Source organism: Dyella sp. (assembly GCF_035503745.1).
In the GTDB taxonomy this organism is placed as follows: domain Bacteria; phylum Pseudomonadota; class Gammaproteobacteria; order Xanthomonadales; family Rhodanobacteraceae; genus Dyella_B.
Window position 1 is genome coordinate 75,723 of record NZ_DATJTC010000029.1, and the last position, 25,788, is coordinate 101,510.

15 protein-coding genes are annotated in these 25,788 nt (G+C 64.0%); 4 read left to right on the forward strand and 11 right to left on the reverse strand.

All coding sequences use genetic code 11. The annotated features are described in order from the left end of the window. Nucleotides 1-49: 49 nt before the first annotated feature. Nucleotides 50-1,642, forward strand: a complete 1,593-nt coding sequence (locus VME63_RS11815) for a response regulator (protein WP_325433506.1) — start codon at nt 50-52, stop codon at nt 1,640-1,642. A gap of 6 nt (nt 1,643-1,648) precedes the next feature. On the opposite strand, the gene VME63_RS11820 is transcribed toward VME63_RS11815, so the two are convergent. The 10 genes from VME63_RS11820 to pgmB form a co-directional block, all read right to left on the reverse strand. Further along, nucleotides 1,649-3,067: a sigma-54 dependent transcriptional regulator gene (locus VME63_RS11820; RefSeq protein WP_325433508.1), complete on the reverse strand. Its 1,419-nt coding sequence runs from the start codon at nt 3,065-3,067 to the stop codon at nt 1,649-1,651. Between the two features lie 80 nt (nt 3,068-3,147). Beyond that, on the reverse strand, nt 3,148-4,227 hold the full coding sequence (locus VME63_RS11825; RefSeq protein WP_325433510.1) for an alpha/beta hydrolase: 1,080 nt from the start codon (nt 4,225-4,227) through the stop codon (nt 3,148-3,150). A 90-nt stretch (nt 4,228-4,317) separates the two neighbouring features. Next, a complete protein-coding gene (locus tag VME63_RS11830; RefSeq protein ID WP_325433512.1) occupies nt 4,318-6,045 on the reverse strand; it encodes a trehalase family glycosidase in 1,728 nt (575 codons plus the stop codon). A gap of 63 nt (nt 6,046-6,108) precedes the next feature. Further along, nucleotides 6,109-8,364, reverse strand: coding sequence for a glycoside hydrolase family 65 protein (locus tag VME63_RS11835; protein WP_325433515.1), 2,256 nt, complete (start codon nt 8,362-8,364; stop codon nt 6,109-6,111). Between the two features lie 51 nt (nt 8,365-8,415). Further along, nucleotides 8,416-9,219 carry a class I SAM-dependent methyltransferase gene (locus VME63_RS11840; protein ID WP_325433517.1) on the reverse strand — a complete coding sequence of 268 codons (804 nt, stop codon included), beginning with the start codon at nt 9,217-9,219 and terminating at the stop codon, nt 8,416-8,418. Nucleotides 9,220-9,262: 43 nt separating this feature from the next. Then, on the reverse strand, nt 9,263-11,080 hold the full coding sequence (locus tag VME63_RS11845; RefSeq protein ID WP_325433519.1) for a 2OG-Fe(II) oxygenase family protein: 1,818 nt from the start codon (nt 11,078-11,080) through the stop codon (nt 9,263-9,265). Between the two features lie 25 nt (nt 11,081-11,105). After that, complete coding sequence (locus VME63_RS11850) at nt 11,106-13,352, reverse strand: glycosyl hydrolase family 95 catalytic domain-containing protein (RefSeq protein WP_325433521.1); 2,247 nt, start codon at nt 13,350-13,352, stop codon at nt 11,106-11,108. A 47-nt stretch (nt 13,353-13,399) separates the two neighbouring features. Next, nucleotides 13,400-14,665, reverse strand: coding sequence for an MFS transporter (locus tag VME63_RS11855; RefSeq protein WP_325433523.1), 1,266 nt, complete (start codon nt 14,663-14,665; stop codon nt 13,400-13,402). A gap of 232 nt (nt 14,666-14,897) precedes the next feature. Continuing rightward, a complete protein-coding gene (locus tag VME63_RS11860) occupies nt 14,898-17,456 on the reverse strand; it encodes a TonB-dependent receptor (RefSeq protein WP_325433525.1) in 2,559 nt (852 codons plus the stop codon). A gap of 63 nt (nt 17,457-17,519) precedes the next feature. Next, entirely contained in the window at nt 17,520-20,540 is a 3,021-nt protein-coding gene (gene pgmB, locus VME63_RS11865) for a beta-phosphoglucomutase (RefSeq protein WP_325433527.1), read from the reverse strand. A 286-nt stretch (nt 20,541-20,826) separates the two neighbouring features. On the opposite strand from pgmB, the gene VME63_RS11870 reads away from it, so the two are divergent. Then, nucleotides 20,827-21,789, forward strand: coding sequence for a LacI family DNA-binding transcriptional regulator (locus VME63_RS11870; RefSeq protein WP_325433545.1), 963 nt, complete (start codon nt 20,827-20,829; stop codon nt 21,787-21,789). A 196-nt stretch (nt 21,790-21,985) separates the two neighbouring features. Here the strand turns inward: VME63_RS11870 and VME63_RS11875 are convergent, their stop codons facing one another. Beyond that, nucleotides 21,986-23,161, reverse strand: a complete 1,176-nt coding sequence (locus VME63_RS11875; protein WP_325433529.1) for a hypothetical protein — start codon at nt 23,159-23,161, stop codon at nt 21,986-21,988. Nucleotides 23,162-23,684: 523 nt separating this feature from the next. Here VME63_RS11875 and VME63_RS11880 point away from each other — a divergent pair. Both VME63_RS11880 and VME63_RS11885 read left to right on the forward strand, forming a co-directional pair. Beyond that, nucleotides 23,685-25,355, forward strand: coding sequence for a dermonecrotic toxin domain-containing protein (locus tag VME63_RS11880; protein ID WP_325433531.1), 1,671 nt, complete (start codon nt 23,685-23,687; stop codon nt 25,353-25,355). Nucleotides 25,356-25,412: 57 nt separating this feature from the next. After that, the coding region (locus VME63_RS11885) for a hypothetical protein (RefSeq protein WP_325433533.1) at nt 25,413-25,788 on the forward strand (376 nt) is incomplete at its 3' end.

Consider the following 25,788-nt stretch of genomic DNA (forward strand, 5'->3'; position numbering starts at 1 on the left):
GTCGTCCGTTGAAATATGATCGCCAGGGTGACCGCAGAAGGCCCGCAGGATGCCGGATAAGTCCAACCACCAACGCGCGCTGTCGCGCATACGGATTCTGCAGGTGGAAGACAGCCCGCTCGACGCGGAGCTGATTCTCACCGAATTGCAGGCCGATGGCATCGAGTACGACGTTCGCCTCGTCGACGACGAACCTTCCTACGTGCAGGCATTAGAACGATTTAATCCCGATATTGTGCTGTCGGACCTGAGCATGCCGGGCTTTTCCGGCCAGCGTGCGCTGGAGCTTTGGCGCGACCGTGGGGCGGGCATTCCGTTCATCTACGTATCGGCCACACTCGGCGAGGAGGCCGCGGTGGAGGCGCTGCGCGAAGGCGCCACCGATTACATCCTCAAGCAAAACCCCGCGCGCCTGGCCAGCGCCGTGCGCCGCGCGCTGCGCGAGGCCGAAGAGCAGCGCGCACGCGCGCATGCCGAGGCCGAACTGATCCGCGTGCAGCGCTTCGAAAGCCTGGCCATGCTGGCCGGCGGCCTCAGCCACGACCTGCGCAACTTGCTACAACCGTTGTTGCTGGCCGGCGACAGCCTGCTCGATTACCAGAACGATCCGCGCCTGGCCCGGCTGGGCGCACTGGTGCGCGACTGCGGCCGGCGCGGCATCGAGATGGTGCAGTCCATGCTGTCCTTCGCGCGCGGCGCGCGCCGCGCCGAGCAGGTGCGGGCGCAGGCGCTGGTCGATGCGCTGGCGCTGCTGCTGCAAGGAAGCGTGCCGCGCACCGTGCATCTGGATATCGAAGTGGCCGATCCGGAGCTGGCTTTCGAAGGCAACCACACCGAATTGCAGCAGTGCCTGCTCAATCTCTGCCTCAACGCAATCCAGGCCATGCCGCATGGCGGCATGCTGCGCGTGATGACCTGTCGCGTGCCGCTGGACGCGAGCTTCTTCGATCAGGGCGAAGACGCGCAGCCGGGCGACTATGTGCGCCTGTCGGTCACCGACACCGGGCAGGGCATGTCCGAGGAGGTGCGCAGGCGCCTGTTCGAGCCGTTTTTCACCACCAAGGAAGGGGGCACCGGACTGGGCCTGCTATCGTGCCGGCGCATCGTCGCCAGCCACGGCGGCGTGATGCGGCTGGACAGCATCGTGGGCGAGGGTAGCTGCTTCGATATCTACATTCCGCTCACCCGTCCCGCCGTCGATGCGCCGGAGCTGGCGGAGGGCGATGCCGCCCTGCACGGCAATGCCGAGCACGTGCTGCTGGTGGTGGAAGAGGCCGGCCAGCTCACCCTGCTCACCGATACGCTCGACACATGGGGCTACGAAGTGCACGCCAGCCAGAGCGGCACCGCGGCGCTGCAGTGGATCGAAGCCTGCGGCGTGCCGGACCTGGTGGTGATGGATGGCGACATGAGCCTGTTTTCCAGCGAACGCACGCTGGCCGCGCTTAGCGAATACGGCTACCACAACGGCGTGCTGATGCTGTGCCGGGCGGACGATCCGCCGGAGCCGGGGTTGCTGCCGATGCCCGGACAGCTGCGCCGGCTGGATAAACCGGTCAGCACCCGCGCGTTGCTGCAGGCGGTGCGCGATTCGCTGCGCGCCGCCCATGCCTTCGGGCATGGCCGGCGCGACACGTTCTAGATACGGTCAGTCGATGCCGAGCTTCTTCAGCTTATAGCGCAGCGCGCGGAAGGTGATGCCCAGTTTGCGTGCCGCGGCGGTCTTGTTGTAGCGCGATTCTTCCAGCGCCTTCATGATCGCCGTGCGCTCCAGATTGCTGATGTAATCGTCCAGCCCCACTTCGCTGGCCGGCGCGTGCGCAGGCGGCGAGGGCGGGATGGTGGCCGAAGGCGCATGCTGGCCATGCATGCCTGCGGCGGGCTCCGCCACCTGGCGCGGGGTGCGTTGGGGCAGCATCAGGTCGCTGGCATCGATGCGGTCGCCGTCGCACATCGCCACGGCGCGTTCGAGGATGTTTTCCAGTTCGCGTACGTTGCCGGGAAAGTCGTAGTCTTCCAGCGCCTGGCGCGCTTCGGGCAGCAGCCTTACCTGTGCGCCGCCGCTCTTGTTGGCCAGCTGCTTGAGCACGAAGTCGGCCAGCAGCGGCACATCGCCGCGGCGCTCACGCAGCGGCGGCACGCGCAGCTCGATCACGTTGATGCGGTAAAACAAGTCCTGCCGGAACTGGCCCTGGTCGACCAGCGCGGCCAGGTTCTTGTGCGTCGCCGAAAGAATGCGCACGTCCACCGCCACTTCCTCGCGTGCGCCGATCGGCCGCACGGCTTTTTCCTGGATCGCGCGCAACAGCTTCACTTGCATGTGCAGCGGCAGTTCCGCCACTTCGTCCAGAAACAGCGTGCCGCCATGGGCGGCCTGGAACAGGCCTTCCTTGTCGGCGACCGCGCCGGTGAAGCTGCCTTTGCGGTGGCCGAAGAATTCGCTTTCCATCAACTCGGACGGAATGGCGCCGCAGTTCACCGGCACGAACGGACCGGTCGCGCGCGGGCCTTGCTCGTGGATCAGCCGGGCTACCAGCTCCTTGCCCACGCCCGATTCACCGGCGATGTACACCGGCGCCTGGTTGCGGGCCAGCTTGGCAATGGTGCCGCGCACCTGCTGCATGGTGGCGGAGTCGCCGATCAGGCGATCGCCGGAACCGGCGGCCGGACCGCTGGCGCTGGCGCCGCTGCGTTTTTCCTCGGCGAGCTTGAGCGCGGTGCGCACCAGCCGGCGCAGCATCTGGATGTCGACCGGCTTGGAGACAAAGTCGAACGCACCGGCCTTCAGCGCCGTGACGGCCGCATCGACGTTGCCGTAGGCGGTGATCATCGCCACCGGCGTCTGGTCGTAATCGGCGGCGATCAGCTCGATCACTTCCTGGCCGCTGCCGTCGGGCAGGCGCATGTCGGTGAAGCACAGGTCGTAGTGATGCTCGGCCAGCGCATGACGGGCCTCAGCCACCGTGCCGACCGCATCGACCTTCAGGTCCATGCGGCCCAGGGTGATGGTGAGAAGTTCGCGGATATCGCGTTCGTCGTCGATGACCAGTACGGTCTGTTGGCTCATGATTCAGCGGCGAAGGTGAGATTCTGTTCAGGATACTCGCGGCACTTGCCAGTGGCAAAGCATGAAGTGTGTGCGTAGCGTCAATGCCCAAGATGTTGTAGGAAAAACCTGGCAATGACGCGATAGGCATCTTTTGATTCAGGCAGCTCCGGGTCGGAGAAGAAGGAGTGCCACATGCCCTCCCAGATGTGCAGTTCGGTCTGGGCCCCGGCCTGGTCCAGCAATTGCTGGCTATAGATCAGCGAACTCAAGGTCATATCGCGGGTACCGGAGATCAGCAGGGTCGGCGGGAACTTGGCCAGCAGGGCGGGCGACAATCCCGGCTGCACGAGCGGGTCGTTCGGGTTGGCGCCACGGAAGTAAGGCAAGGACGCCAGCCCCATTGGATGCGTGGGAATGCCCTGGCCGTTGAGCATCGGCGCCACGTAAGTGGCATCGCCCAGCACGTCCACCAGTGAGCCGCAGAAGATGCCGATGGCGCCGGGCACCGGGAGCTTGTCGCTGATGATGCGCGCGGTCGCCTCGCCGGTCAGGATGCCGCCGGCCGAGCAGCCGTAGATGCCGATGTTGCCGGGCTTGTACTGCTTGAGCAGGGCGCGGTAGACCGCTTCCACGTCATCGCTGGCCGCGGGGAAGGTGTATTCGGGCCCTTGGCGGTAGTCCACGCTGATCACCTTGATCCGGCCGACGCTGGCGATCGGGATCGATTCCACCAGGCCGCCGCTGTGCGCACCCCACAGGAAGGCGCCGCCGTGCAGGTTGATCAGAACGCGGTCGCGGTTGTCCGGCGCCACGCCCTGCGCGGGCAGCACGACGTCGGTGCCCACGCCGGCGATGGTTTCGCGGTGGATCTTCACCGGGTAGAGCTTCTGCATGCGCGCGGCGCGGTCGCTGTTCAGGCGGTCGTAGAACGCGCGGCTTTGCTCGATCGGCGCAGTGATCGGCGGTGCTTTAGCCCCTTCGGCCAGCATCTTGGGGAAGAACGCACGGGCCTGGGGCGAGGCGAGGCTGGAATAGGGGATGGTGCCCGCGGGCGAGGTGACGCTGCCGTCGGGGTGGAACAGCGGTTGCGGTTTGTCCTGTGCGCACAGCGTGTTGCTGGCCAACGTGGCACACAACAGGGTGACGGATGCGATGAGCGACAAACGTGAGGCATGCATGGTGCTTTTCCCTATGTCAGTCATTACCGAACGGTTGCCTCCCTCGCTGCCATTCCAGTGCCGGAATGACAGCGCGGGGGGAATGAAGCGTCATGGTGCGGTTGCGGGAGCCTTGTCCGCGGCGGAAGATTTCCCGGGCGCTTCGTTCAGCACCTCCTTCATCTTCAAATACACCGCATTGGTCCAGCCAAAACCGATCACATTCTGCGAATAGCCCGCCGACACCTTCACATCCGCATTGCCCAGCGCCATGTTGTATTTCTCGCGGATGGTGCCGTCGGCGGCGAAGCTGCGGTCGATGGTGGCGTCGAATTTGCGCGCGATGCGCTGCGCATCGTCATGGAAGCCGTAGTCGTCGAGCCCCTTCACCGCGAGCCAGTTGGTTGGTGCCCAGCCGAAGGGACTGTTCCACTGCACGCCGGCCGGCCGGTTGTCCATGGCCAGGCCGCCCTTCAGTTCGAAGATGGAAAGCTTGCCGCGCACGGCGGCGGCTTGCTGCTTGGACGCGGCGCCCGCCCACAACGGATAGAACGTGGTCAGGTACGGCGCGTCGGACGGTTTGCCGGCGATGAAGTCGTAATCGCGATACATGCCCGACTCCGGGCGCCACAGGTATTTGTTCATCGCCGCCTTGCGCGCGGCGGCGGCCTGGCTCCATCGTTCGGCGTCGGCGGTCTTGCCCAACTGCAGGGCGAAATCGCGCAGGTCCAGTTCGTAGCGATAGAGCAGGGCATTGAGATCCACCGCCGCATAGTGGTGCGTGGAGCCGCCGAACGGGCCGAAGTGGAAGTTGGTGTCGAAGCCCGATTCGCGCATGGCGCGATCGCCGTGATAGTAATCGGCGGTCAGGCGATAGCCGTCCACCCAATCGCCCGCGCACACCTTCGAAGTACGCACGTCGCAGCTTGTGCTGGCCAGGCGCGCGGCTTCGGCGTCGTCCGGATGCTCGGCGCCCTTCAGCAGGTAGCCGGGATTCTGCGCCGGGTGCGCGATCAACCACTTGATCACGCCGTTATAGAACGAGCTGTTCTGCGCCTCCAGCACCGGGCCGCTGCCCAGGTCGTAGTAGCGGGCCAGGCCCGTATCGCCCGCCCGGTGTTCGGGGCGCGTCCAGATGTCGTGGTTGCGCACCGCCAGCGGGTAGGCTTTTTCAAGCCACGCGCGCTTGGCTTGGGCGTTGGGGAAACTGGCCGGATCATCGAGCAGCGCCACCATCATGGCGGTAAGGAAGGGCGGCTGCGAGCGGCTGAGGTAATAGGTGCGGTTGGCGTTTAACACGCCGCCGTAGTACTGCACTTCGAACAGGTGGTTCTCGACCATGTCGCGCGCCAGATCGAGGCGGTGATCGGCCACCAGCCCAAGCGTGATGAAGTAGCTGTCCCAGCCATACATTTCGTTGAAGAAGCCGCCCGGCACCACGTACGGATGCGGCAGGTACAGCAGGCCCTGCACCGGGAGCTTGGTGGCATCGATATCGCCGAGCTTGTCGATCACTTTGGGCAGCGGCCGCACATCGACGTTGCAGCGTTTGCCGATCTGGCTCAGCTGGGCCGTGATCGGCCATTGCGCGGGCACGTACAGCACCGGGCGCGTGGCGACCTTTTCGTCGGTCAGCGAGGCGCAATCGTCCATCGAGCGGGTGAGGGTGGTCCAGGCCCGGTCGATATAGGCGCGCGTTTTAGCCGGATCAGGCTGCGCCGCCAGCGCCGTGCCGGCGAGCGATGCCGACAGCAACACTGCGGCCATGCAGCGTGCGATGCGACGGGTGGAGGGCGATGGGGAAGCGTTGATGCGATTGGCGCGTTGGATGTGTTTCATGTCTGTACCCCATGGATGGCGGCCGGCGGTGGCGGTGGGGTGCCGGCTGCGTGGTGCAACGATTCATAATGCATGGCGCGTCAGCGTCACCTTGCCCCGGGCGTCGCGCTTGACGTCGATGTCGTAGTACTGGCCGCGAAACGCGATGTGTTGCAGTGTCATGGACGTCCACCCGGGCGGCAGCATGGGCGGATAAGCTTCCACCAGTCCTTGCTGCCGGATGCGCAATCCACTGAAGCCATAGATCAGGTTCTGCAGGAAGCCGCCGCTGGCGGTCGCGAAATAACCGGTGTTGTTGTTGGCGGTTTCGGTGCGCACGTTGAAGGGCGGCTTCAACACGTGCGCGAGCAGATTGTGCTCGAACCATTTGCCCGCATCATCGTTGTCGCCGGCGGTGGAAGCGGCGATGGAAAGCGGCGTGAAGCCCATGCTGTTGGGGTCTTTGTGCGATCGCAGGATCGGTGCGATCGCGTAGGCGTAATCGCGCCGGCGCACCGCCGCATCCATCGGCATGTCGAGCGAGGGGTACGACAGCATGGGCAAGGAGCTGCCGCCCCACGAATCGATGTCGTGCGGCACCGATTCGTCGAAATCCAGATAATGGCCCTCTTGTTTAGAAAACGGCAGGTACAGGCCCTGGGCCACGGTTTCCCACTGCGGATCGGGCTTTTCGCCGACCACGCCGGCGGCGGCCGTGGCGATCTGTAGCGCCTTGCGTGCCGAGGCATTGGTGAAGGTGTCGTTCGGCACGTCGCTGTAGTCTTCGTCCACCGAAGTGACGTGCTGGATTTCATAGCGATGCTTGGCGGGCACGTCGGTGGCGCGGCTCGCCCAGAAATCGGCGACGGCCTTGATCACCGGCCAGCCATGCGCAAGCAGCCACGATCGATCGTGCGTGGCAAGGTAGTACTGCCATTGCGCGATGGCGATGTCGGCGTTGACGTGAATCTCGCGCTCGTCCAGTACCCAGGCAAAATGCGGCGTCTGCGAGCTGCCGTTGTCGGGATCGGCTTCCCACGGATACATGGCGCCGCGCAGGCCGCGTGCGCGGGCGCGTTGCTCGGCCGCGGGCAGCGTCTTGGCGCGGAACATCACCAGCGACTTCGCGCGTTCGGGGTGCAACAGCAGCAGGGCGGGGAAAACCCAGGAATCGCTGTCCCAGAACACGTGTCCCGTATAGCCGGGGGTCATGCCGCAGGCGCCGATCGGCCATGCCGTGTCGGGCGTGGAGTTGGACAACAGGTAATACAGGTCCGAGTGCACGATCTGCTGGGCTTTGGGATCGCCGTCGATCACGATGTCCGATTGCCACAAGTCGTGCCAGGCGCGCTCATGCTTGTCCAGCAGCGAATCGAAGCCGGCCGCGCGGGCGCCGGAAGCAAGCGCCAGATCCTGCCGCGCGTCCCCGCCCCAGTCCGCGCGGGACAGTGCCACGTACTTGGTGAAGGTATAGGTGTGGTCTTTATGGACGTCTATACGCAGATTCAGGGCGAGCCGATAGGCATCCTTGTAGAGTGTGACGTCTTTCGCCTGCACGCCCTTGGGCAACGCCACCGCCACCGCTTCGGCCATCGCGGCACCTTGTTCGGCGCGGCCATCGAGCCACAGCGTCAGCGTTGCGGCATCGCCGCCATCGTTCACGACGTGCGTATCGCCGTGGTACCAAAGCGGCGCGCGGTCCGGCGTGGCGGGCGCGATGGGCTGCAGCGCGAGATTGTTGGCTGCCACCGCTTCCTGCATCTGCGGACCGGTCATCGTTCCCAGCGGGAAGCGCGGCTGGTGCGGCGCCCAGGGATTGAGCGCGAAGGAAAGCTCCACTTCGCCGTCGAAATCCGGCGTGATCGTCAACTGATTGGCGGCCAGATGCGGCGAGGCCTGGCTCACCAGCGTGAGCACCTGGACATCGGTCGATTTGCGTCCGTCGACGTAGCGATAGCGCGTGCTCAGCACGCCGTTGTACATGTCCAGCGTCTGGCTGTAATTCTGGAATCTTGCCGCACTGATATCGACTTGGTTGAGCCAGAATTGCCCCGCATGCGAGGGGCCGGTGCTGTAGTCGATCTCGCTCCAGCCGGGAATGGCGGCGGGGCGCGAGACGTCGCCCTTCGCGTAATCCATGAAGGCGGCCATGTACGCCAGATTGCCTTCCGTACCGCGCGGCGCGGTCAAGGTCGAAACGTAGCCGTTGCCCAGTTGCCCGGGGAAATAGGTATCGAGATCCTGCAGCCTGGCGCTAAGCACAAAGCTGGGATCGGTCGCCGCGCAAGCCTGTGCGGCGAGCAAGGCCAGCGAGGCGCCGATGAGGCACGGGCGCTTCATGCCCGGTCCTTGGCCGTTGCGTGGATGCTGGCCGGGCAAGGCCGTTGGGTATCAAGTGCGTACATGAGTGGCATGCGCGGGAAACAGGTCGTCGGGGGCAATGCGCAGCCATGCCGTGCTGTTCTGGCTGCGCGGCGCCTTTTCGACCAGATGCACGAGCTGGAAGCTGCACGTGTCGACCAGTTCGTCCAGCGCCGTGCGTTGATCGCCATCCAGTCCCTGGCGCAACGCGGCGGGAATGCGCTTGGCGTTGAGCATGCGCACCAGGTTGTCGAGCATCCAGTACGAGGGCAGGTAGGTCGAGGCGCTATCGATGTAAATGGAAGAGGTGGTGTTCATATGCGCCAGGTAGGCGCCGAGCAGCTGGATGATGGTCTTGGGCGCGTGATTGAAATCGGAAAACAACAGATCGATTTTTTCACCTTGCGCCACCGCTTCCACCGCGCGCGGCTGGAATTCGATCTCGCCCTTGACCAAGTGCACCCGGTCGGCGACGTCGGCGTGCTCGAAGATCCACGCCATGCAGGCTTCGTAGGCGCCGGTCTGCGACAGCTGCGCAAGCTCCAGCAGTGGTCCATGCAATTGCGCGAGAAAGGTTTTGACCGATGCATCCTGGAAATGGCTGCCATTGTCGAACGTGTAGATGCGGCCCTCGCCGAGTTCCTTCAGGGCGGTGGCGATCCATGCGGTGGTCGCGCCGAAACCGGTGCCAAGTTCCACCACCACGCGGGGCTGCTCGCGGCGCACCATGCTGTAGAACAGCATGCAGAGATCTTCGCTGCCGTACACCGGGCCCAACTGGTCGCGCAGTGCGAGGAGGCAATCGATGTTCCGTCGGATGTTCCATGCCTGCACAAATTTCTCCCAAACCTTTGTTGAATGCGAAGGTCGCCGTTTCTTACTGGGTTTGCGGTACCACATCGAAAGCCACGGTCAGCCTGGCCTTGTCGCTGTGGAACGGCACGGTGCCATGCCAGACATACGACGGAAACAACGCCAGCCGGCCCGCTTGCGGACGCACCACGTGCTGGGCGTGCAGCGGCGGTTCGGTGATGATGCTCGGTTCGCCGAACGCCAGGCATCCATACAGCGAGGATGACTGGGCCATTTCATCGGGCAGGTCGACGTAAAACGCGGACGAGATCCAGCCGCGCGGATGCACGTGATTATTGTGATAGCCGGCGCTGTGCAATCGCACCGACCAGCCGCCATTGAAGCGATAGGCACCACGGTTGCGCCGGCGCAGCGGGTCGCCGCCGTTGCCGATGTAGGCCATGTAGTCGCGAATCGGCGCGTCGAAGGCCTTGAACAGGGCCTGGATTACCGGATCGGCTTCCCGCGTGAGATCGTTGGTGGTTTCCGTGCCGTGGCGCAGCGACTGGAACAGCAAGGGATGGCCGTGCGGATTGTGCAGGCGTTCGAGGCTTTGCTTGAGGTCGGCCAGGAAGCTTGCCAGGTCCGTCCACGGCGCGGGTGCTTGCAGGCGGTACGCGCGCACCAGCTTGGCGTAGTCGCAGAACGCCTCGTAACGTCCGTCGCCAAGCAATCGCCAGGCCGTGGTTTGCAAGGCGATCAGGTATTGATCGTCGGGTGCGGCGGCTAGCAAGGTTTCGCAATGGGTGAGCGCGGCACGGGCGTCGCCCGTGCCGAGCAAGGCGGCGGCGAGCAGGTTCTTCGCCGAGGTCGAGCCGGGCGAAAGACGCAGCGCGCGTTCGGCCAGCGTCACTGCCGTGGCGGGTTCGAATTCCAGCGCGGCCAGGCCCGCGCGTACCAGCAAGGCCGGGCCCGCTTGCGCGCGCGCCGCCGAGACGGCCAGGCAGGCGTAGGCGCCGCGTGCGTCGCCCGCGCCTTGCAGGATGGCCGCCTTGGCCGCCAGCAGCGCATCGTCGCCCTGAAAGCGCTGCAGGGAGTAATCGAGCGCGGCGGTGGATTGCGCCCTGTCGCCGGTGCGCATCCATACCAGTCGCGCCAGGTGATTGTGCGCTTCGATATGGCGCGGTTCCTGGCCCAGACATTCGCGCAAAGAGGTTTCCGCGCGCTCGAACTGGCCCAGTGCGATCAGGCTGTTGGCGTGAGTGAAATGGACGGCCGCGGTCCGGTGGCCGCGCGCCAGCGCCTGCTGCGTGCTGCGTTCTGCTTCGGCATGCCGGGATGCGGCGGCCAAGGCAATGGCCAGCGCGTGCGCGGCGCCGGGATGATCGGGCATCCGCTGTGCCAACTGGCGATAAAAGTCGACCGCGTCGCCCTGGCGCCCGAGAGCGGCGAGCGCCGCGACATGCTGGGTGACCAGTTCCGCCGGCGCCTGTCCGGATGCGCACAGGGGCTCGATTACGGCCAGCGCCTGGGCCGGTTGCTGCTGGTCGTTGTAGTGGCGTGCCAATAGCCATGCCGCGTGCGGCAGGTGTTGCGCGGCACGTTGCAGTAGCGGCAGCGCTTCGTCGTAGCGTCCGCTGTGGAGCAGCATTTCGCCCAGCGTGGCCAGCGACGCCGGCCAGCCGGGATCGGCGGCGACGGCACGCCGCAACCACGCTTCGGCGCCCTTGGCATCGCCCAGCGCCAGTTGCACGCCGCCGAGCAGGCGCAACGCTTCGCCGTAGTCGGGATGCTGTTCGACCACTCGCTCCAACTGCTGGTGGGCGGCGCGAAAATCGCCCGTCTGCAGCAGGCTGCCAATCTGCCGCATGGTGTCGACAACGGGGGGCGGCGGGGTGGACATGGGCGTGCGGGCTTGCCTGCTCGGGTTATAAGGCTTGACGGGTCAACACCGCCTTGCCCGACGCATCGCGCTGGACGGTGATGTCGTAGAGCTTGCCACGGAAACGGACATGCCGAAGCGTCAGCGATTTCCACGACGGCGGCAGTTGTGGCGCGTAGGCAGCATCTAGGCCCTTGTCGTCGATGCGAAGACCGGTCAGGCCGTACATCATGCTCTGCACGAAGCCTGCGGACGTGGCCAGAATATAGCCCGCATTGTTGGCCACCGTTTCGGTGCGCACGTTGAACGGCGCCTTGAGGAAGCCCACCAGGTTGCGCGCGATCCAGTCGCCGGCCGCTTTCGCATCGCCCAGTTCCGAGGCGCCGACGGCGAGCATCACCATCATCATCTCGTTCGGATCGTCGCCGTGCACTTTCAGTTCGTGCAGCTGGAAGTCGAAATCGTTGCGGCGCACCGTGTCGGACATCGCCAGATCCAGGTTGGGATACATCAGCCAGGCCAGCGACGAACCCATCCAGGTGATCTTGTCGTGCGGCACGGATGCGTCGAAGTCCAGATGCCGCTGCTCCTTGTCCAGGAAGGGGATGTACATCTTCGCTGCAATCTGCGACCACTTCGGATCGGCGTTTTGTCCCACGCGTTTGGCCGCCTCGACGGCGATCAGCAGCGCTTTGCGCGCGGCGGCGTTGGTGAAGGAATCGTTCGGTACGTCGTCGTAGGCTTCATCGGGCGAGGTGACGTGCATGATTTCGTAGCGATCCTTCGCCGCGTTATAGGTCACGCGGCTGGCCCAGAACTGGGCTATCTCCTGGATCACCGGCCAGCCGTATTGCTTGAGCCACGCATCGTCGCCGCTGGCCAGGTAATACTGCCATTGCGCGATGGCGATGTCGGCGTTGACATGGATCTCGCGATACACGCCATAGGCAAAATGCGGCGTGTAGTCCACGCCGGTCTGCGGATCGGCTTCCCACGGATACATGGTGCCCTTGGCACCGTATTGCCGCGCGCGGTCGCGCGCCGGCTGCATGGTGCGGTCGCGGAACATCACGATCGGTTTGGCACGCTCCGGATGCAGCAGCAACAGCGCGGGGAACACCCACGAATCGCTGTCCCAGAACGCGTGCCCGGCGTAATTGGGCGTAAGCGCGCAGGCGCCCATCGGCCAGGCGGTGCCGACGGTGGTGTTGGAGAGCAGGTAGTAGAGATCGGAATGGACGGCTTTCTGCACCTGTGCGTCGCCGTCGATCACGATGTCCGATTCCCATAGTGCGTGCCACGCGGCCTGGTGCCGGGCGAGCAGGGTCGCAAAGCCGGTCCGCCGCGCTTGCGTGGCCAGCGCCAGGTCATCCTTGGCCGCGCCGCCCCAATCCTGGCGGGACGCGGCGATGTATTTGTCGAACGTGTAGGTAGTGCCTTTGCGCACCTTGGCCGTGACGTGCAGCGAGAGCACGTCGCTGGTTTTTTCCAGCGTCACATTTTCAACCTGCAGCGACGCCGGCAGTTGCACCGCCGCCGCTTCGGCCATGCTCAGGCCCGCCTTGGCGCGGCCATCGAGCCATAGCGTGAGGGTCTTGCTGTCGCCATCGGCCGCAAGCACTTGCGTGTAGCCCGGATACCACACGGCGGCGCGGTCGGGCGTGGGGATCGGCTTGTTGTCCAGGTTCTGTCCGCTGGCGATGACGGCGGCGATCATCTGGTCGCCGGTCATGCTGCCGATTGGAAAGCGCGGCTGGTATGGGGACCACAGCCGGATCGGGAAGGTGAGTTCCACGCTGCCGTCGAACTGCGGCGTGATCGAGATCTGCGTGGCCGCGAGGTGGTTGTCGGCCTGGCTGACGAAGGTGACCACCTGCACGTCGGTGGACTTGTTGGCGTAGTCGAAGCGATAGCGCGTGGTCAGCGTGCCCTCGTGCATGTCCAGCGTTTGCGAGTAGTCCGCGAAGATCTTGCTGTCCAGCCGGGTGGAGTTGATCCAGCCGCCGCCGGGGTTGTAGTCGATCTCGCTCCAGCCGGGAATCGCCGCGGGACGTGCGATGTCGCCCTTGCTGTAATCCATGAACGCGACCATGTAGGCACGCGAGGGTTCCGTGCCGCGCGGCGAGGTCATGGTGGAAAAGTAGCCGTTCGCCAGATAGCTGGGAAAGTAGCTGCCGAAATCCTTCGACGTGGCGGTAAGCGTAAAACTGGGATCGGTCGCGGCCTGCACCGCCGGCGCGGCGGCGGTGGCCAGCAGAAGCAGCGCGGTTAGGCCGATGGTGCGATGAGTCATGAAAGCTCCAGCAATGACGCGCGTTGCCGTTTCCTGCCAAGGCAACGCTATTTGGCGATAAGGCTCGAAATGCTCGCCGTTTGTGTTCCTTCGCGGTCGGTTTCGCGCTTGAACAGGAACAAGGTAATCAGGATCAGCAGCATCGGCACCAGCGAAAAGTAAAACGCGTGAATGCCGTCGAAGCGCGAGAACACGATGGCGGTAATGCGCGAGCCCAGCGTGCCGCCCAGCGCCGAGAAAATCACGATCAGGCCGGTCATGGCCGCATGCGCGGGCTTGGGCAGCGAGCTGAGCGCCACCGAGTTGATGACCGGATAGATCGGCGCCATCAACAGGCCGATCAGCGGAATCAGGTAAGCGGCGATCGGCGCATTCAGCCAGCCCACGTTGGCCCGCGCGGTCACGCCGTGTGCCAGCGGCAGGGTCAGCATCACCAGCAGGCCCATGCCCAGCACGCAGAGGTTGAGCAGCATGTACCAGCGCATCCGACGCAGCAGTTGTCCGGCCACGATGCGCCCGAGCGCCGATGCCGCGGCCAGGATCGTCGCTAACTGGATGCTCATCGCATTGGGCAGCTTGAGGATCTCGTTGTTGAAGGTGGGCAGCCAGGTGCTGAAGCTCTGTTCGATCAGCACGTACAGGAAGGCCGAAGCCAGGAACACGTACACCAGCGGGCGCAGGAACAGGTGCACCATTTCCAGCAGCGAACCGTGGATGGACTTGGTTTCCTTCGTGCGTGCGGCCGATTCATCGAGCTTGGACGTAGCCAGCAGCACGATCACCAGCACGCACATCACCACCAGCACCCAGTACACGTTGAGCCAGGACGGACTGGCCGGCGATTGCCGATTGACGAACGCGCTGAACAGCCAGCCGGCGATCAGCACGCCCACCATGAACAGGCCCTCGATGGTGTTGGTGAGGCGGCCGTGTTCGGACCGGTCGTTGGTGAGCAGGCCGATCGAGGAGTACACCGACACCTTGGTGAGCGCGAAGGAAACGCCCACGCAGGTGAACAGCAGTTCCGTGGTATGGAAGCTCGGAAACAACGGCATCAGCGCGCATGCGCAGGCAACTATGCCCAACGCGATCATCATCGCGCGCCGATAGCCAAGCAGGGGAAGAAACGAAGCGACCAGAAAGGACGTCACCGCGATCGGCAGGTCCTTGAACAACTCCAGCAAGCTCGCCTGCGGCTTGTCCACGCCGAAGGTATATATCGATTGCAGGATGACCGTGCCGACGCTGTTGAGCAAGATGGCGAAGACCATGTAGATCAGGGCCAGCGCAGCGGTCATGCGGAATCGATTCATGGCGACCTGCTTGGATAGGTGCGTGGGCGCCAACGCATGGTGCTGACGCCGCATGGAGCCGGTAACCCTTGCGTGGCCGATGCCGGCCGATCCTCGGTCGCCATCGTGCGCGGCACGGGCACTGTACAACGAGTAAGACGGCCCTGGAGCGGAAAGTCCATGGCCGGGTGCTTGCACACCCGGCCATGGGTGCCCCAGGGAGGGGAGGGCGACTAACCGTTGGAACGGATGCTTAGAACTGGTACTTGATCTGGCCTTGGATTTCGCGGCCCAGGATCGAGCGGGCCAGAATTACGCCACCTGTACTTGCAAAGCCGAACAGGCGGGCGTTGCCTTCGGTGATGCCGATCTGGTTGGTCATGTTGGTGCCATTGAGGCTGTACACCCAGTGCTGACCCACATTGGCGGCCAGGAAGAAGCTGAGGTCGTAGTAATAACCCAGCGGCTGCTGTTCGATCAGGTCGCCGTAGCGGTTGCCCACGTATTCATACGTGATGCCGCCGCGGATGCTGCCCCAGCTGGTCGGATAGGTGTAGGCCGGCGTCAGGCGGAACTGCACCCTCGGCTGACGCTGCAGCACCTTGCCGTACAGGCTGGCGTATTCGGTTGCGCCGGACTGCGCGGTATAAGCCTCAAGACCGGTATTGGTGTAGTGGCCATCCATGTAGTCGCCGCTCAACGCCACCGTGAAGTTCTGGAATGGCTTGAACGTGGTCGAGAGGTTGACGCCCTTGGTGTTGGTGCCGTACAGCAGCGAGATCTGCTGGCCCTGCGGATCGGTGTAGGTGTAGGGCACGCCGAAGAACAGACGGTGGTAGGCGCTGGCATCCACCACGACCCAGTCGGACTGGTACTTGAAGCCGATTTCCTGGTTATGGATCTTTTCCACCGGCGTCACCACCGGATAGCTGCCGCGCAAGTCGTCGAAGCCGGGGAAGTGCACACCGTCATTCAAGCGCACGTAGGCGCTCATGTTCGGCGTAAACTCGTAGTTGGCACCGATCGTCCAGGAGGGCGCGCTCTTGGTGTACTTGATATACGTCTCGCCCGCGTTGTAGTTGAGGTACTCCGCGTTGTTGTTGTAGAGCGTGTACAGGTTGTCGTCGAGGTCGCCGGTGGTCGGATTGATCAGGCCGCCGCTGACCTGCTGGCGCTCTTCGCGGAAGCCGGCATCGATCAGCCACTGGTCGATCTTCCAGCTATCGGTCAGGAAGAACGCGGTGTTGAAGCCGTTCCAGCGTTCCTGCAGCGCGTAAGTCGGGCCGCTGACGAAACCCTGGTCGCTGCTCAGCTGATAGGTGTTGCCGCCGCTGTTGATGTCCACCACGATCGGATTGGGGTTGCTCACTGCCTGCAGCAACATGTTGTTGCCCAGGAACCAGGTGTCGTGGTCGGTGTAGACGTCGGTGAAATTGCCCAGCGTCAGCGTGTTGCCGTCGAACAGCTCCTTGCTGATATGGAACTCGTTGCTGGCCGAGGTGATGCGCTTATGCACGTACCAAAGACCCTGCGTGGTGACGTTCTGGCCCATGTCGGCGGTCTGGCCATTGGTGTAGCTGGCCGTCGCCGTGTAGCCGGCCGGTATGCCGTCGGCCGCGGCTTGCGTGGCGATGTAGGAAGACAGCGTGCTCGGATTGGCGCCGGTGCTGAAGAACGAAATCGTGTTCATCTGGCCGAAGGTGAAATTGGCCTTGTCCGAGATCGTCCAGCCGTTGCCGAAATCCCAGTCGAAGTTGCCGCCGAACGAGCGCAGGTTGGAGCCGCGGCCCTTGGCCAGGTTCAACGGAATGCTGCCGGGCGTGCAGCCGGCGGTGTAGCAGGGCGATACCTGGATCGACTCGTACTGGTCGGCCTTGCTGCTGAAGGTGCCATTGAGGGGATCGAAGCCCGGATAGGGGCTGAAGTCGCCCTTGCTGGGGTTAAGGATCGGCGTGTCGGTGACGAACTGGTTGTGGTCTCTCAGTGCGCGCGCATACAGCATCAGCGAGCCGCTATCCCAGTCGCGCGTCAGCGTCGCGGCGAGCGAGCCGCCGTCGTCGGCGGTAAATTGCGCATCGCGGTAATCGTCGCGCCGATACCAGCCGCCGAAGCTGCCGTACCAGTTGTTGGCGATCTTGAAGCCGATGAAACCGTCCAGTCGCTGCAAGCCGTCGGAGCCGGCGGTGTAGCCCAGGTCGCCGGACGGTACGTCGGTGCCTTCCTTCTGGATGAAGTTGGCCGTTACGCCAGGCTGACCGGTGCCGTACAGCACGGCCGGGCCGCCCTGGATGATTTCCACATGGTCGATGGTGTCATCGGGAATACGCGTCAGCGAGGAGGTATCCAGGAACGACAGCGCCATCGGATACATCGGCGAACCGTCGAGCTGGAAGGTGACGTACGGCGCGTCGCCGCCGCCCGGGAAGCCGGCCACTTCGATGTTCGCGCCGGTCTGGCCGCCGGACGATTCGGGGAACACGCCGGGCGACTGCTTAAGCAGGTCGGCCGCGCTGATCGGGTTGGATTCCTTGATCTGTTGGGAAGACAGCGACGTGATCGAATAGGCCGCGTCGATCTTCTTCACGCCGCCCAGCGTCGCCGTACCGGTGACGACGACCTGGTCGAGGGTGGTCGCGTTTTTCGCATTGGCAGCTTGTTGCGCACCGGGGCTGGCTTTGGCGGGCGCCGTTGTGGTGGTCGAACTCTGGGGCTGCGCGGTCTGGCTGGTTTGCTGCGCGCACACGGCGCCGGACATCAGCGTTGCCGCGATCGCCGCCGGTAGTGCTAGACACTTCAAAGGCTTGCTGTTCATCGTTCGTTCTCCCCAAACGGTTTTTGTAAATGTTTGCGTGGCACGCCACGCCTGTTAGCCGCTTTATGTCATCAACCTGCCGATATCGAACGCGGCGACGTCCGGTAACAGCAAATCCGCTTCGGCCAGCGCGTGCGCGTGGCCAATTCCTACTGCTTTCATTCCTGCTGAGTGGATGCTGGCTATTCCCGCCGCGGCGTCCTCCACGCCCAGGCATTCGCTCGGTGCCAGGCCGAGGCCGCGAGCGGCGGCCAGGAAAATCTCAGGGTCCGGCTTGGCGCGACTGATGTGGTTGGCGTCCACCACGTAGTCGAACAAATCGGCGATGCCGAGCTTTTCCAGCAAAAGCGGTGCATTGCGGCTGGCCGAGGCCAGCGCGGTCTTGAGGCCGGCGCGACGAACCGATTCGATCGCCGACTTGGCGCCCGGCAGCAGGTTCTGCGGGCCGAAGCGTTCGATCTGCTGGCGGTAATAGGTGTTCTTGCGCGTGGCGAGGTCTTCTTTTTCCGGCTCGCTGTAGATGCGCGGCGACTGTTCCAGCAGGATGTCCAGCGATGCGCGCCGATCCACGCCCTTGAGCCGTTCGCCCACCGAATCGTCGAACGGAATGCCGATTTCCGCGGCGAGTTTTTTCCAGGCCGCGTGATGCACCACGGCCGTATCGGCGATCACGCCATCCAGATCGAAGATCACACCCTTGAGCGAAGTCTCCGGCGCCTGCGAGGGCAGCGCACGGCGCACCGGGTACCCCTTGCTCAACAGCACGCTCTGGCCGTGATGCAGGATTTCGATTTGCGCGCCTTCGGTCAGCGTGTATTCCACGCCGCCGGCATCGACAGCGACCCGGATGTGCGCCTGGCGCCAGCGCAAGCCGAAGCGATAGCCGTTCCACGCCTGCGGCAGCGCGGGTGCGAAGCTTGGACGTCCGTTTACCGTGCGCAGGCCGCCGAAGCCCCAGGTCAGCGCCAGCCAGCTGCCGGCCATCGCCGCCATGTGTACGCCGTGCGACGTGTTGCCGTGCAGGTTGTCCAGGTCCACGCGCAACGTGTCGAGGAAATAGCGGTAGGCCTTGGACGCGTAGCCCACTTCCGCGGCGACGATGCTGAAGGTGGAGGCCGACAGCGTGGAATCATGCACCGTCACGCCTTCGTAGTAATCGAAGTTGCGGCGCTTGCTGTCCTGGTCGATCGCATGGCCGGCCAGCACGAACGCCTGCAGCACGTCGGCCTGCTTGCAAACCTGGTGGCGGTAGATCGTCAGCGGATGCATCCTCAGCAGCAACGGGCGATGCCCCTGCCCGTCGGCGTGGGCGATCGGCAGGCGCGGCTTGTCGAGGAAGTCGTCGTCTTGCGGAAAAATGCCCAGCTTGGCATCGACCGGCAAATACATCGCATCGGCGGCGGCGAGCCATGCGGCCACTTCATTGTCGGTCAGGTCGATCGATGCGGCGATGCGCGCGTAGTCCAGCGGATGCTCGTGCGCAAGCTGCCGGGCGATCGCGCCGGCATAGCGCAGGTGCTGCTGCGCCATGTGGTTGGTGTAGTAGTTGTTGTCGACCAGCGCCGTGTATTCGTCCGGGCCGGTGACCTGGCAGATGCAGAAGGCGTGCCCGCGGCGGGGATTGTAGTAACCCACCTGCAGCCACAGCCGCGCCGTTTCGAACAAGGTTTCCGCGCCGCCGTGCACCAGGAAATCGACGTCGCCGCTCGACTCAACATACAGCTGGATCGCGAAGGCGATCGCCGCATTGATGTGGTATTGCGCCGAGCCGGACGGAAAGTAGGCCGAACACTCATCGCCGCTGATCGTGCGCCATGCGTATAGCGCGCCGATCGGGTGATTCATTTCGCGCGCATGGGCACGCGCGCGATCGAGCGTGCGCACGCGGTATTGCAGCATGCCGCGCGCGTGTTGCGGCGATGTCAGCGCCAGCACCGGCAGGATGAACGCCTCGGCGTCCCAGAAATAATGCCCTTCGTAGCCTTCGCCGGTGAGGCCCTTGGCGGCGGCGCTGCCGCTGCCGTCGCGGCTGGTCGATTGCAGCAGGTGGAACAGGTTCAAGCGCAGCGCCTGTTCCACCGAGGGGTCGCCATCGATCGCCAGGTCCACCCCCTGCCAGAACGCGGCGCACGCCTTCGCCTGGTCCGCCAGGTGCGCATCGAAGCTGAGCGAGAGTGCATCTTCCAGCGAGGTGGCGACGGTGTTCAGCAGCGCCGTTTCCGCATCGCCCCCTTCGGGCAGGCTCCACGCGTAGGCGATGTACTTTTCCAGCAGCACGCTCTGGCCCGGGTGCAATTGACCGGCGTAGTGCTGCTGCACGCCCAGGTCGTCCTCGATGATCGCGCGCGCGAACGTCAGCCCCTGTTCCGGTAGCCGATGGCGCTGGCCGCTGGCCAGGCGGATGTGGCTGTGCTGGGTGCGCTGGCAGATCGAGGCCAGGGTGTGGTCCGAATCGGAGGCGGTGATGCTGAGGCCGCCCATCACCCGCGTGCCGATGCGCGGGTCCTCGCCCTGTTCGGCGGCGGTGGCGTTGGCCATTAACGCGGATTCCAGCGTAATCGGTCCGCGGTAATCGATAGAGGTGACGCGGTAGCGGATGCACACGAGGTTGGGCGTGTGCAGGGGTACGATCCGCTCCGCGTCGATCTGCAGGGTGACGCCCGTGGGGGAGCGCCAGTGCAGCGTTCGTTGCAGACAGCCGTTGCGCAGGTCCAGGCCCTGCTCGAAGGACAGCCATTCGCCATCGTCCAGGTCGACCAGGGTTTCGCCCAGGCGCAGGCCGATGTGGGTGCCGTCGGCGACCGGCAGGCGGGTATCGGTGTTGCGCGCAAAGCCGGGGAAACGTTCGTGGTATTCGATCGGCGTGCGTTCCCACACGCCGGTGAGGAAGGTGCCCTGTGTGCGGCTGGCGCCTTCTTCCAGCCCCCCACGCACGCCCAGCACGCCGTTGGCCAGCGCAAACAGGCTTTCCAGTGTGGCGCGGTCGGATTCGGTAGGGCGGCGCGCGTGCACCAGTCGCCACGGGTCGGTGGACCCGTGTTGCGCCGTGTCCCTGGCTAGCGTTGGCGCATGTTGGCTTTGCACGCAGTCTCCCCTTGGCATCTTGGCTTGTTTCTCTTTCAGCCCGTGGGGCCCATTGCAGGGGCGAGCATAAGAGCGAATGATATCGATATCAAGATATCGATATCATATGTCGCACCGCATCAATGCTGCGCCCGGGCACGTATGGGAAATGTCGTCGCACGTGGACGAAGAGGTGGTTGCAGGCCAAACTTGATCGCCGCAACGGTTTATAGCCCCCGCCCTCGAAGGCCCGATCTTGACGAACGCCAAGAAAAAACAGCCTGCTGCGCATCGTCCCAACCTCACCATGGCGGATCTGGCCGAGCTGGCGGGGGTGTCCAAGATCACCGTGTCGCGCGCGTTGAGCGAAAGCCCGCTGGTGAACATCCAGACGCGCGAGCGGGTGCAGGCGCTGGCGCGCAAGCACGGGTACAAGCTCAACGTCAGCGCCCGCAACCTGCGCCTGCGGCGCAGCCACACCGTGGCGGTGATCGTGGAGATGAAGCCGTCCTCGGGGCGCACCATGTGGGATCCGTACCCGCTTTCGCTGCTCGGCGGCATTTCGCACGAGCTGACCTCGGCCGGCTACAGCGTGTTGCTGACCACCCGCCAGGGCGCGGCCGACGCCGCCGTGCAGGCGGCCGATGGCCTGATCCTGCTCGGCCAGGGCGTGCGCCAGGACGCCGTGCGCCTGTACGACAAAGTGGGCCTGCCCATGGTGGTGTGGGGCGCGGCGGACCAGGGCGGCGACAACCACGTGGTGGTCGGCAGCGATAACCGCCAGGGCGGCATCAGCGTGGCCGAGCGCTTTCTGTCGATCGGGCGGCGCAATCCCGTCTTCATCGGCAATCCGGACCATCCGGAAATGGCACAGCGTTTGTTCGGTTTCGTTGACGAGTTGGCCGGGCACGGCATCAAGCCGTTGCTGCTGCGCCGGAATGATTTCACGCTCGAATCGGGCATCGACGCGGTGCGTTCGCTGCACGAGCGCAAAGTACGCTTTGATGCCATCTTCGCCTGCAGCGACTTGCTTGCGATGGGGGCGATCCGCGCGCTGGTGGAGCTGGGCCTGTCCGTGCCCAATGACGTGTCGGTAATCGGCTACGACGATACGCCGCTGGGCGCGAGCTTCCTGCCGCCGTTGAGCACCGTGCGGCAAAACTGGCAGGAAGGCGGCGTGCTGCTGGCGCGCAAAGTGCTGGCGATGATCCACAACCAACCGGTCACCTCGCAGATGATGGCGACCACGCTGGTGGTGCGCGCAACCTGAGCCGCGGCGGCATCGCCGATGGGTGGGCGGCCGTGCGCCCGATGGCGTGCTTGGGTTACCCCGGAAGTTTTGGCCTGCATGAGGCCTTGGACGCTTGCACGGACGCGGCGACGCAGGTGGGGGCGTGCCGCTCCCACTCGCCCGGATCGAGCGACCCGGACGAATAGGTGGCTGGAATGGGCAAATCCTGTTTTTACTAGGTCTTGGCGCCCTTATGGTCCTTATCGTCACCGCTGCCGCCGCCTGCAAACAGCATGTGGTAGATGCCCAATCCGCTGGCGCCGCCCGCTACGAAGAACGAGGCGTTTCTTACCTGATATTGGTGCCGTTCGTATCGGTTCTTTTTGTTCGCCAAGGCCTTGTCGGCCGACGTCTCCAACTGGCTTTGAAATTTCGCGTTGCGGTCGCGCATGTAGTCAAGGGTGGCGCCAGGATTCTTCAAATACTGCGCAAGTTCCGCTTCGAAATTCTTCTTCTGCTTCAGTAAGGAAGTCAGTGCTTTTGCATCTTTGGGATGCACGGTGTACACGGACCGGAGGGTGACGGGGGAATGAATATTGAAAGAAAGCCAATGGGGCGTATGGCGTCCTAAAGGACGAAAGGGGATGGTTGAGGGCGCATATTGCACGGGACTTTGCAGCTTTTCTTTTTTAGCCAGATAGTTGATGGCATGGTCAAGATCCAGATGGGTTAGCGTCTCTTTTCCTGGATAGCGATTTAGCAAGATGGCTTTCAGCTCAAGCTCCAGGGCGCCGTCGAATCTCAGCCAGGTCTTCACGTCGTTGAGGCGCAGGGACGGATGCCGGGCGATCATCGTGGCCAATGTCATGGTGTACTTGTCCGCCAGCGCCTGAAAATTCTTCTTCTGCTGACTCCATGCGGCTTTTTTATTCGCATAGGTTTGGTACATCTCCTTCAGGGCTGGTGAGGTGGCTGGAATATCCTCGATGCTGGCCGGGATCCTGGGCAGCTCCGTAAGCTGCTTAGGCATGGGCGGCTCTTCATCCAGAAAGGGCGGGGTGACGAAGCCCATCCCTTTGCTATCGAGCAATGCCCGCGCCGCGCTAAGCGACATCGGCGGGCTCGCGGGGGCTCTGCCGGCAGGGGCCGGTTCGTTCGATGCGGCCCGTGTCGATCCAGTGCGGCTGTGCTCCGGTCCGGCAGGCAACGAAGGGCGATGGCTGGAAATCCCTTGCGACGGGCGAGAGACAAAACCGGCCGCTTCCGGCGTTGGCGGCGTCATCGACGCGGGAGTGGGTGCGCGATGGTTTTCGCTTTGTTCGCTGGCACGGACTTCTGTAGTGGTGGTGCGCGTATTGGTGGCGCGAAAGGAGAACTCGGAACGAAAGCTGGCGTGCGGTACGCTGAACATGGATAGGACTCCTGTCTGAGGAAAGGAGCGCGAGCCGTCGCGCATGCCAGCGCTGGACCGATTCCCACGGCTCGTACACCGTTACGCAAAACCTTCACGCGACAGCCGTTGCGCGTGTGGTTTGTGCGCGCTTGCAGGCTAGTGATGTTCCATGCGGCCGGTGCGTTAGTCGGTTGGTGACGTGCAACGGGCGATGTGCCCGGTAGCCATGCTGGTCCAGACATGCCGCTGTCGATCCGGCGGGCCGCGTTTGGCCGGCTGTTCGCCGCATGGTGTTGCGAGCCTGGCGACGTGCCTTAGGTCGTCATGCCGGGGGCAAGATCACTGACAGTGGTCGAGTCATCCATATACCGCCATCGATCCGTGCATGCGCGCAATAAAAGACGTATCGGCTCGATGTGCCCGCGCGAGCAGAAGGCGAATGCCGACATGGTGCGGGTGGATGTTCGTCGTGGCCCACGCAGGGCGCTTCCCATCCTGGGAAGCCGCCCTGGTTACGCATTCAACGCATCGTCAGGACAACATGAATCCACTTGGCAGCGTCTCATCTCGCAGCGCTTCGACGGTACCGGCGGCCAACGATGGCGAACAAGGCTCGCCATCGCCACTCAAGTCTGGGCCTGCCGTGGTCTCGCTTCAACCGTCATCACCCTTCCACGCCGAACCGGCCGGCGGCCGGCCGGTTTACGCGACGGCAAACACCGTCGCTTACGCTGCGGCGGCAAAGAAGCCTGAGCCGGCGCATCAAGCGCCACTGCTGGTGCCTTTTTCGACGCCGCAAGACACCCAGGCTTTCCAGGCGCGCCTGTCGGCGCTTGCGCAGCTGGAAGTACCGGACGCGCGAAAGGCCGCCCGGGATTTCATCCGGCAAAACCTTGGCGTGGACGGCGACCAGTACATCGTGGCCCATTTCAAGGACGATGACAGCAAAACCCAAGGCAAGCCGGATAAAGCATTTACGCTGACCGAAGCGGTGATGCAGAACTTTCCCGGCTTTCGCCATCGTGGCGCGGCTCCTTATCTATCCGACGAGATCGGCTTCTACTCCACGGGCGGCGTTCCCGTCACGAAAGAACTCAAGAGCTTGCTGCACAGTCAAAGCGCCGGTGAATTTTTCGGGTATCTGGGCAGATCGCTGATCAATCGAACCGGCCCTGGCTACATCTACAACCTATTCGCGCACGACAACCCCGCTGCGGAGTCGCTCAAAACCGTCGATCAGTCGTTCGGCATCTACAAGAAAACCGCCGGCGGTGCGCAATCCTATGCGAAAGATAGCTGCTCGGACCTTCTGCCGTCGGAGGTGTACAGAAGGTTCAAGGCAGGCGCGTTTCATCAAGTGCCGTACATCACCGCGTTGAACGCTGAACTCGATACCTATTGGAACACGGTCAAAGGCGACTGGCCTTCGGCCAGGCGCTATCAGTTTCTGGAAGATGCCCGCGGCGCGGCGCAGCGTGGCAGCTTGACCAAGGACGAGTACAAGATGGTGATGAAAGCGGCCGTGCCGCAGTTGCCGCTCAAGCCGCCCTACACGCTGAAGGACCTCGATCGCGCATCGCCGCCGGATCCATCCGTGAAGGTTGCGCGTTTCGATATCTACGGTTATCGGGCTACCGACATCGTGCGGTTCATCGGGTCCGATCACCGGGAAGTGATGTACATCCCGGGCAACGAGCCGCCATTCGTCGTTTTCCACAACAACAAGGAGCGCAATGATTGGGTGGTGGCGCAAGGCAAAGATCCCTCCAAGTCGGCGCAGCTGCTTCGTCACTTCTCCGTCTACGACCGCCAGGACGGCACGCTCTTTAGCGGTGTGGAAAGTGCATTGAAAGGATTGGCCCACGGCACCTGGTCGCCGGGCGACGGCTATGTCGACCAGGACAACCGGTTGATCGAGGGCGACGTCTTCCAGGACATGGCCGGGCAAGTGGAGCATCGGTTGCGCGAGGACAGCGGCATGCAGACGCGCACGGCAGGGGAAGCATGGCTGGATACGCTCAACATGTGGAGCGTGTTGATGATCGTTGGGCCTGGAAAGTCGTTATCGGCGGCATTGCAAGTCGGCAAGGCGATGCAGCTGGGAACGCAAATCGCAACGGGCGTGGTGAGCAGCGTCAACGGCAAGACGCCCGACGAGCGCGAGGGTGGCGTGCTTCAGACCGGAGTAGCCGCGGGAACGGCACCGGTTTGAACGGTACGCGACTGTCGTGCGCGAATCATGACTTTCATTGTGCAGGAGATCCACCTTATGTCCCCCGTCATTTCTCGCTCAGAATTTATGGCTGGCACGCGTGCCGAGCCCGAGTCCACCGCATCGCCGTCCGCGCGCGATAGCGCGGCGCGGACAAGCCGGGAGTCGGTGGTGAGCATCGTTCCCGGCGGCGGCGACGGCTTTTCGCTGCCGTCCGCGACGACGGCCATGCCAAGCCGGCCGCTTGCCGCATCGTTTGGCATCATTCCCCTTCGAGGCCATCCCGGCGAGGCGTATGAGGTTGCCCATCCCGATTCGACGTCGCCGCAACGGCTCTACAAGCAAGATCCGGAGACCGCTTTGCCGGTCTCGACGGGTAGTTACGTGCAAAAGAATCCGCAAGGCGAATGGGTGCCGGCCAGGCCTGCGGCGC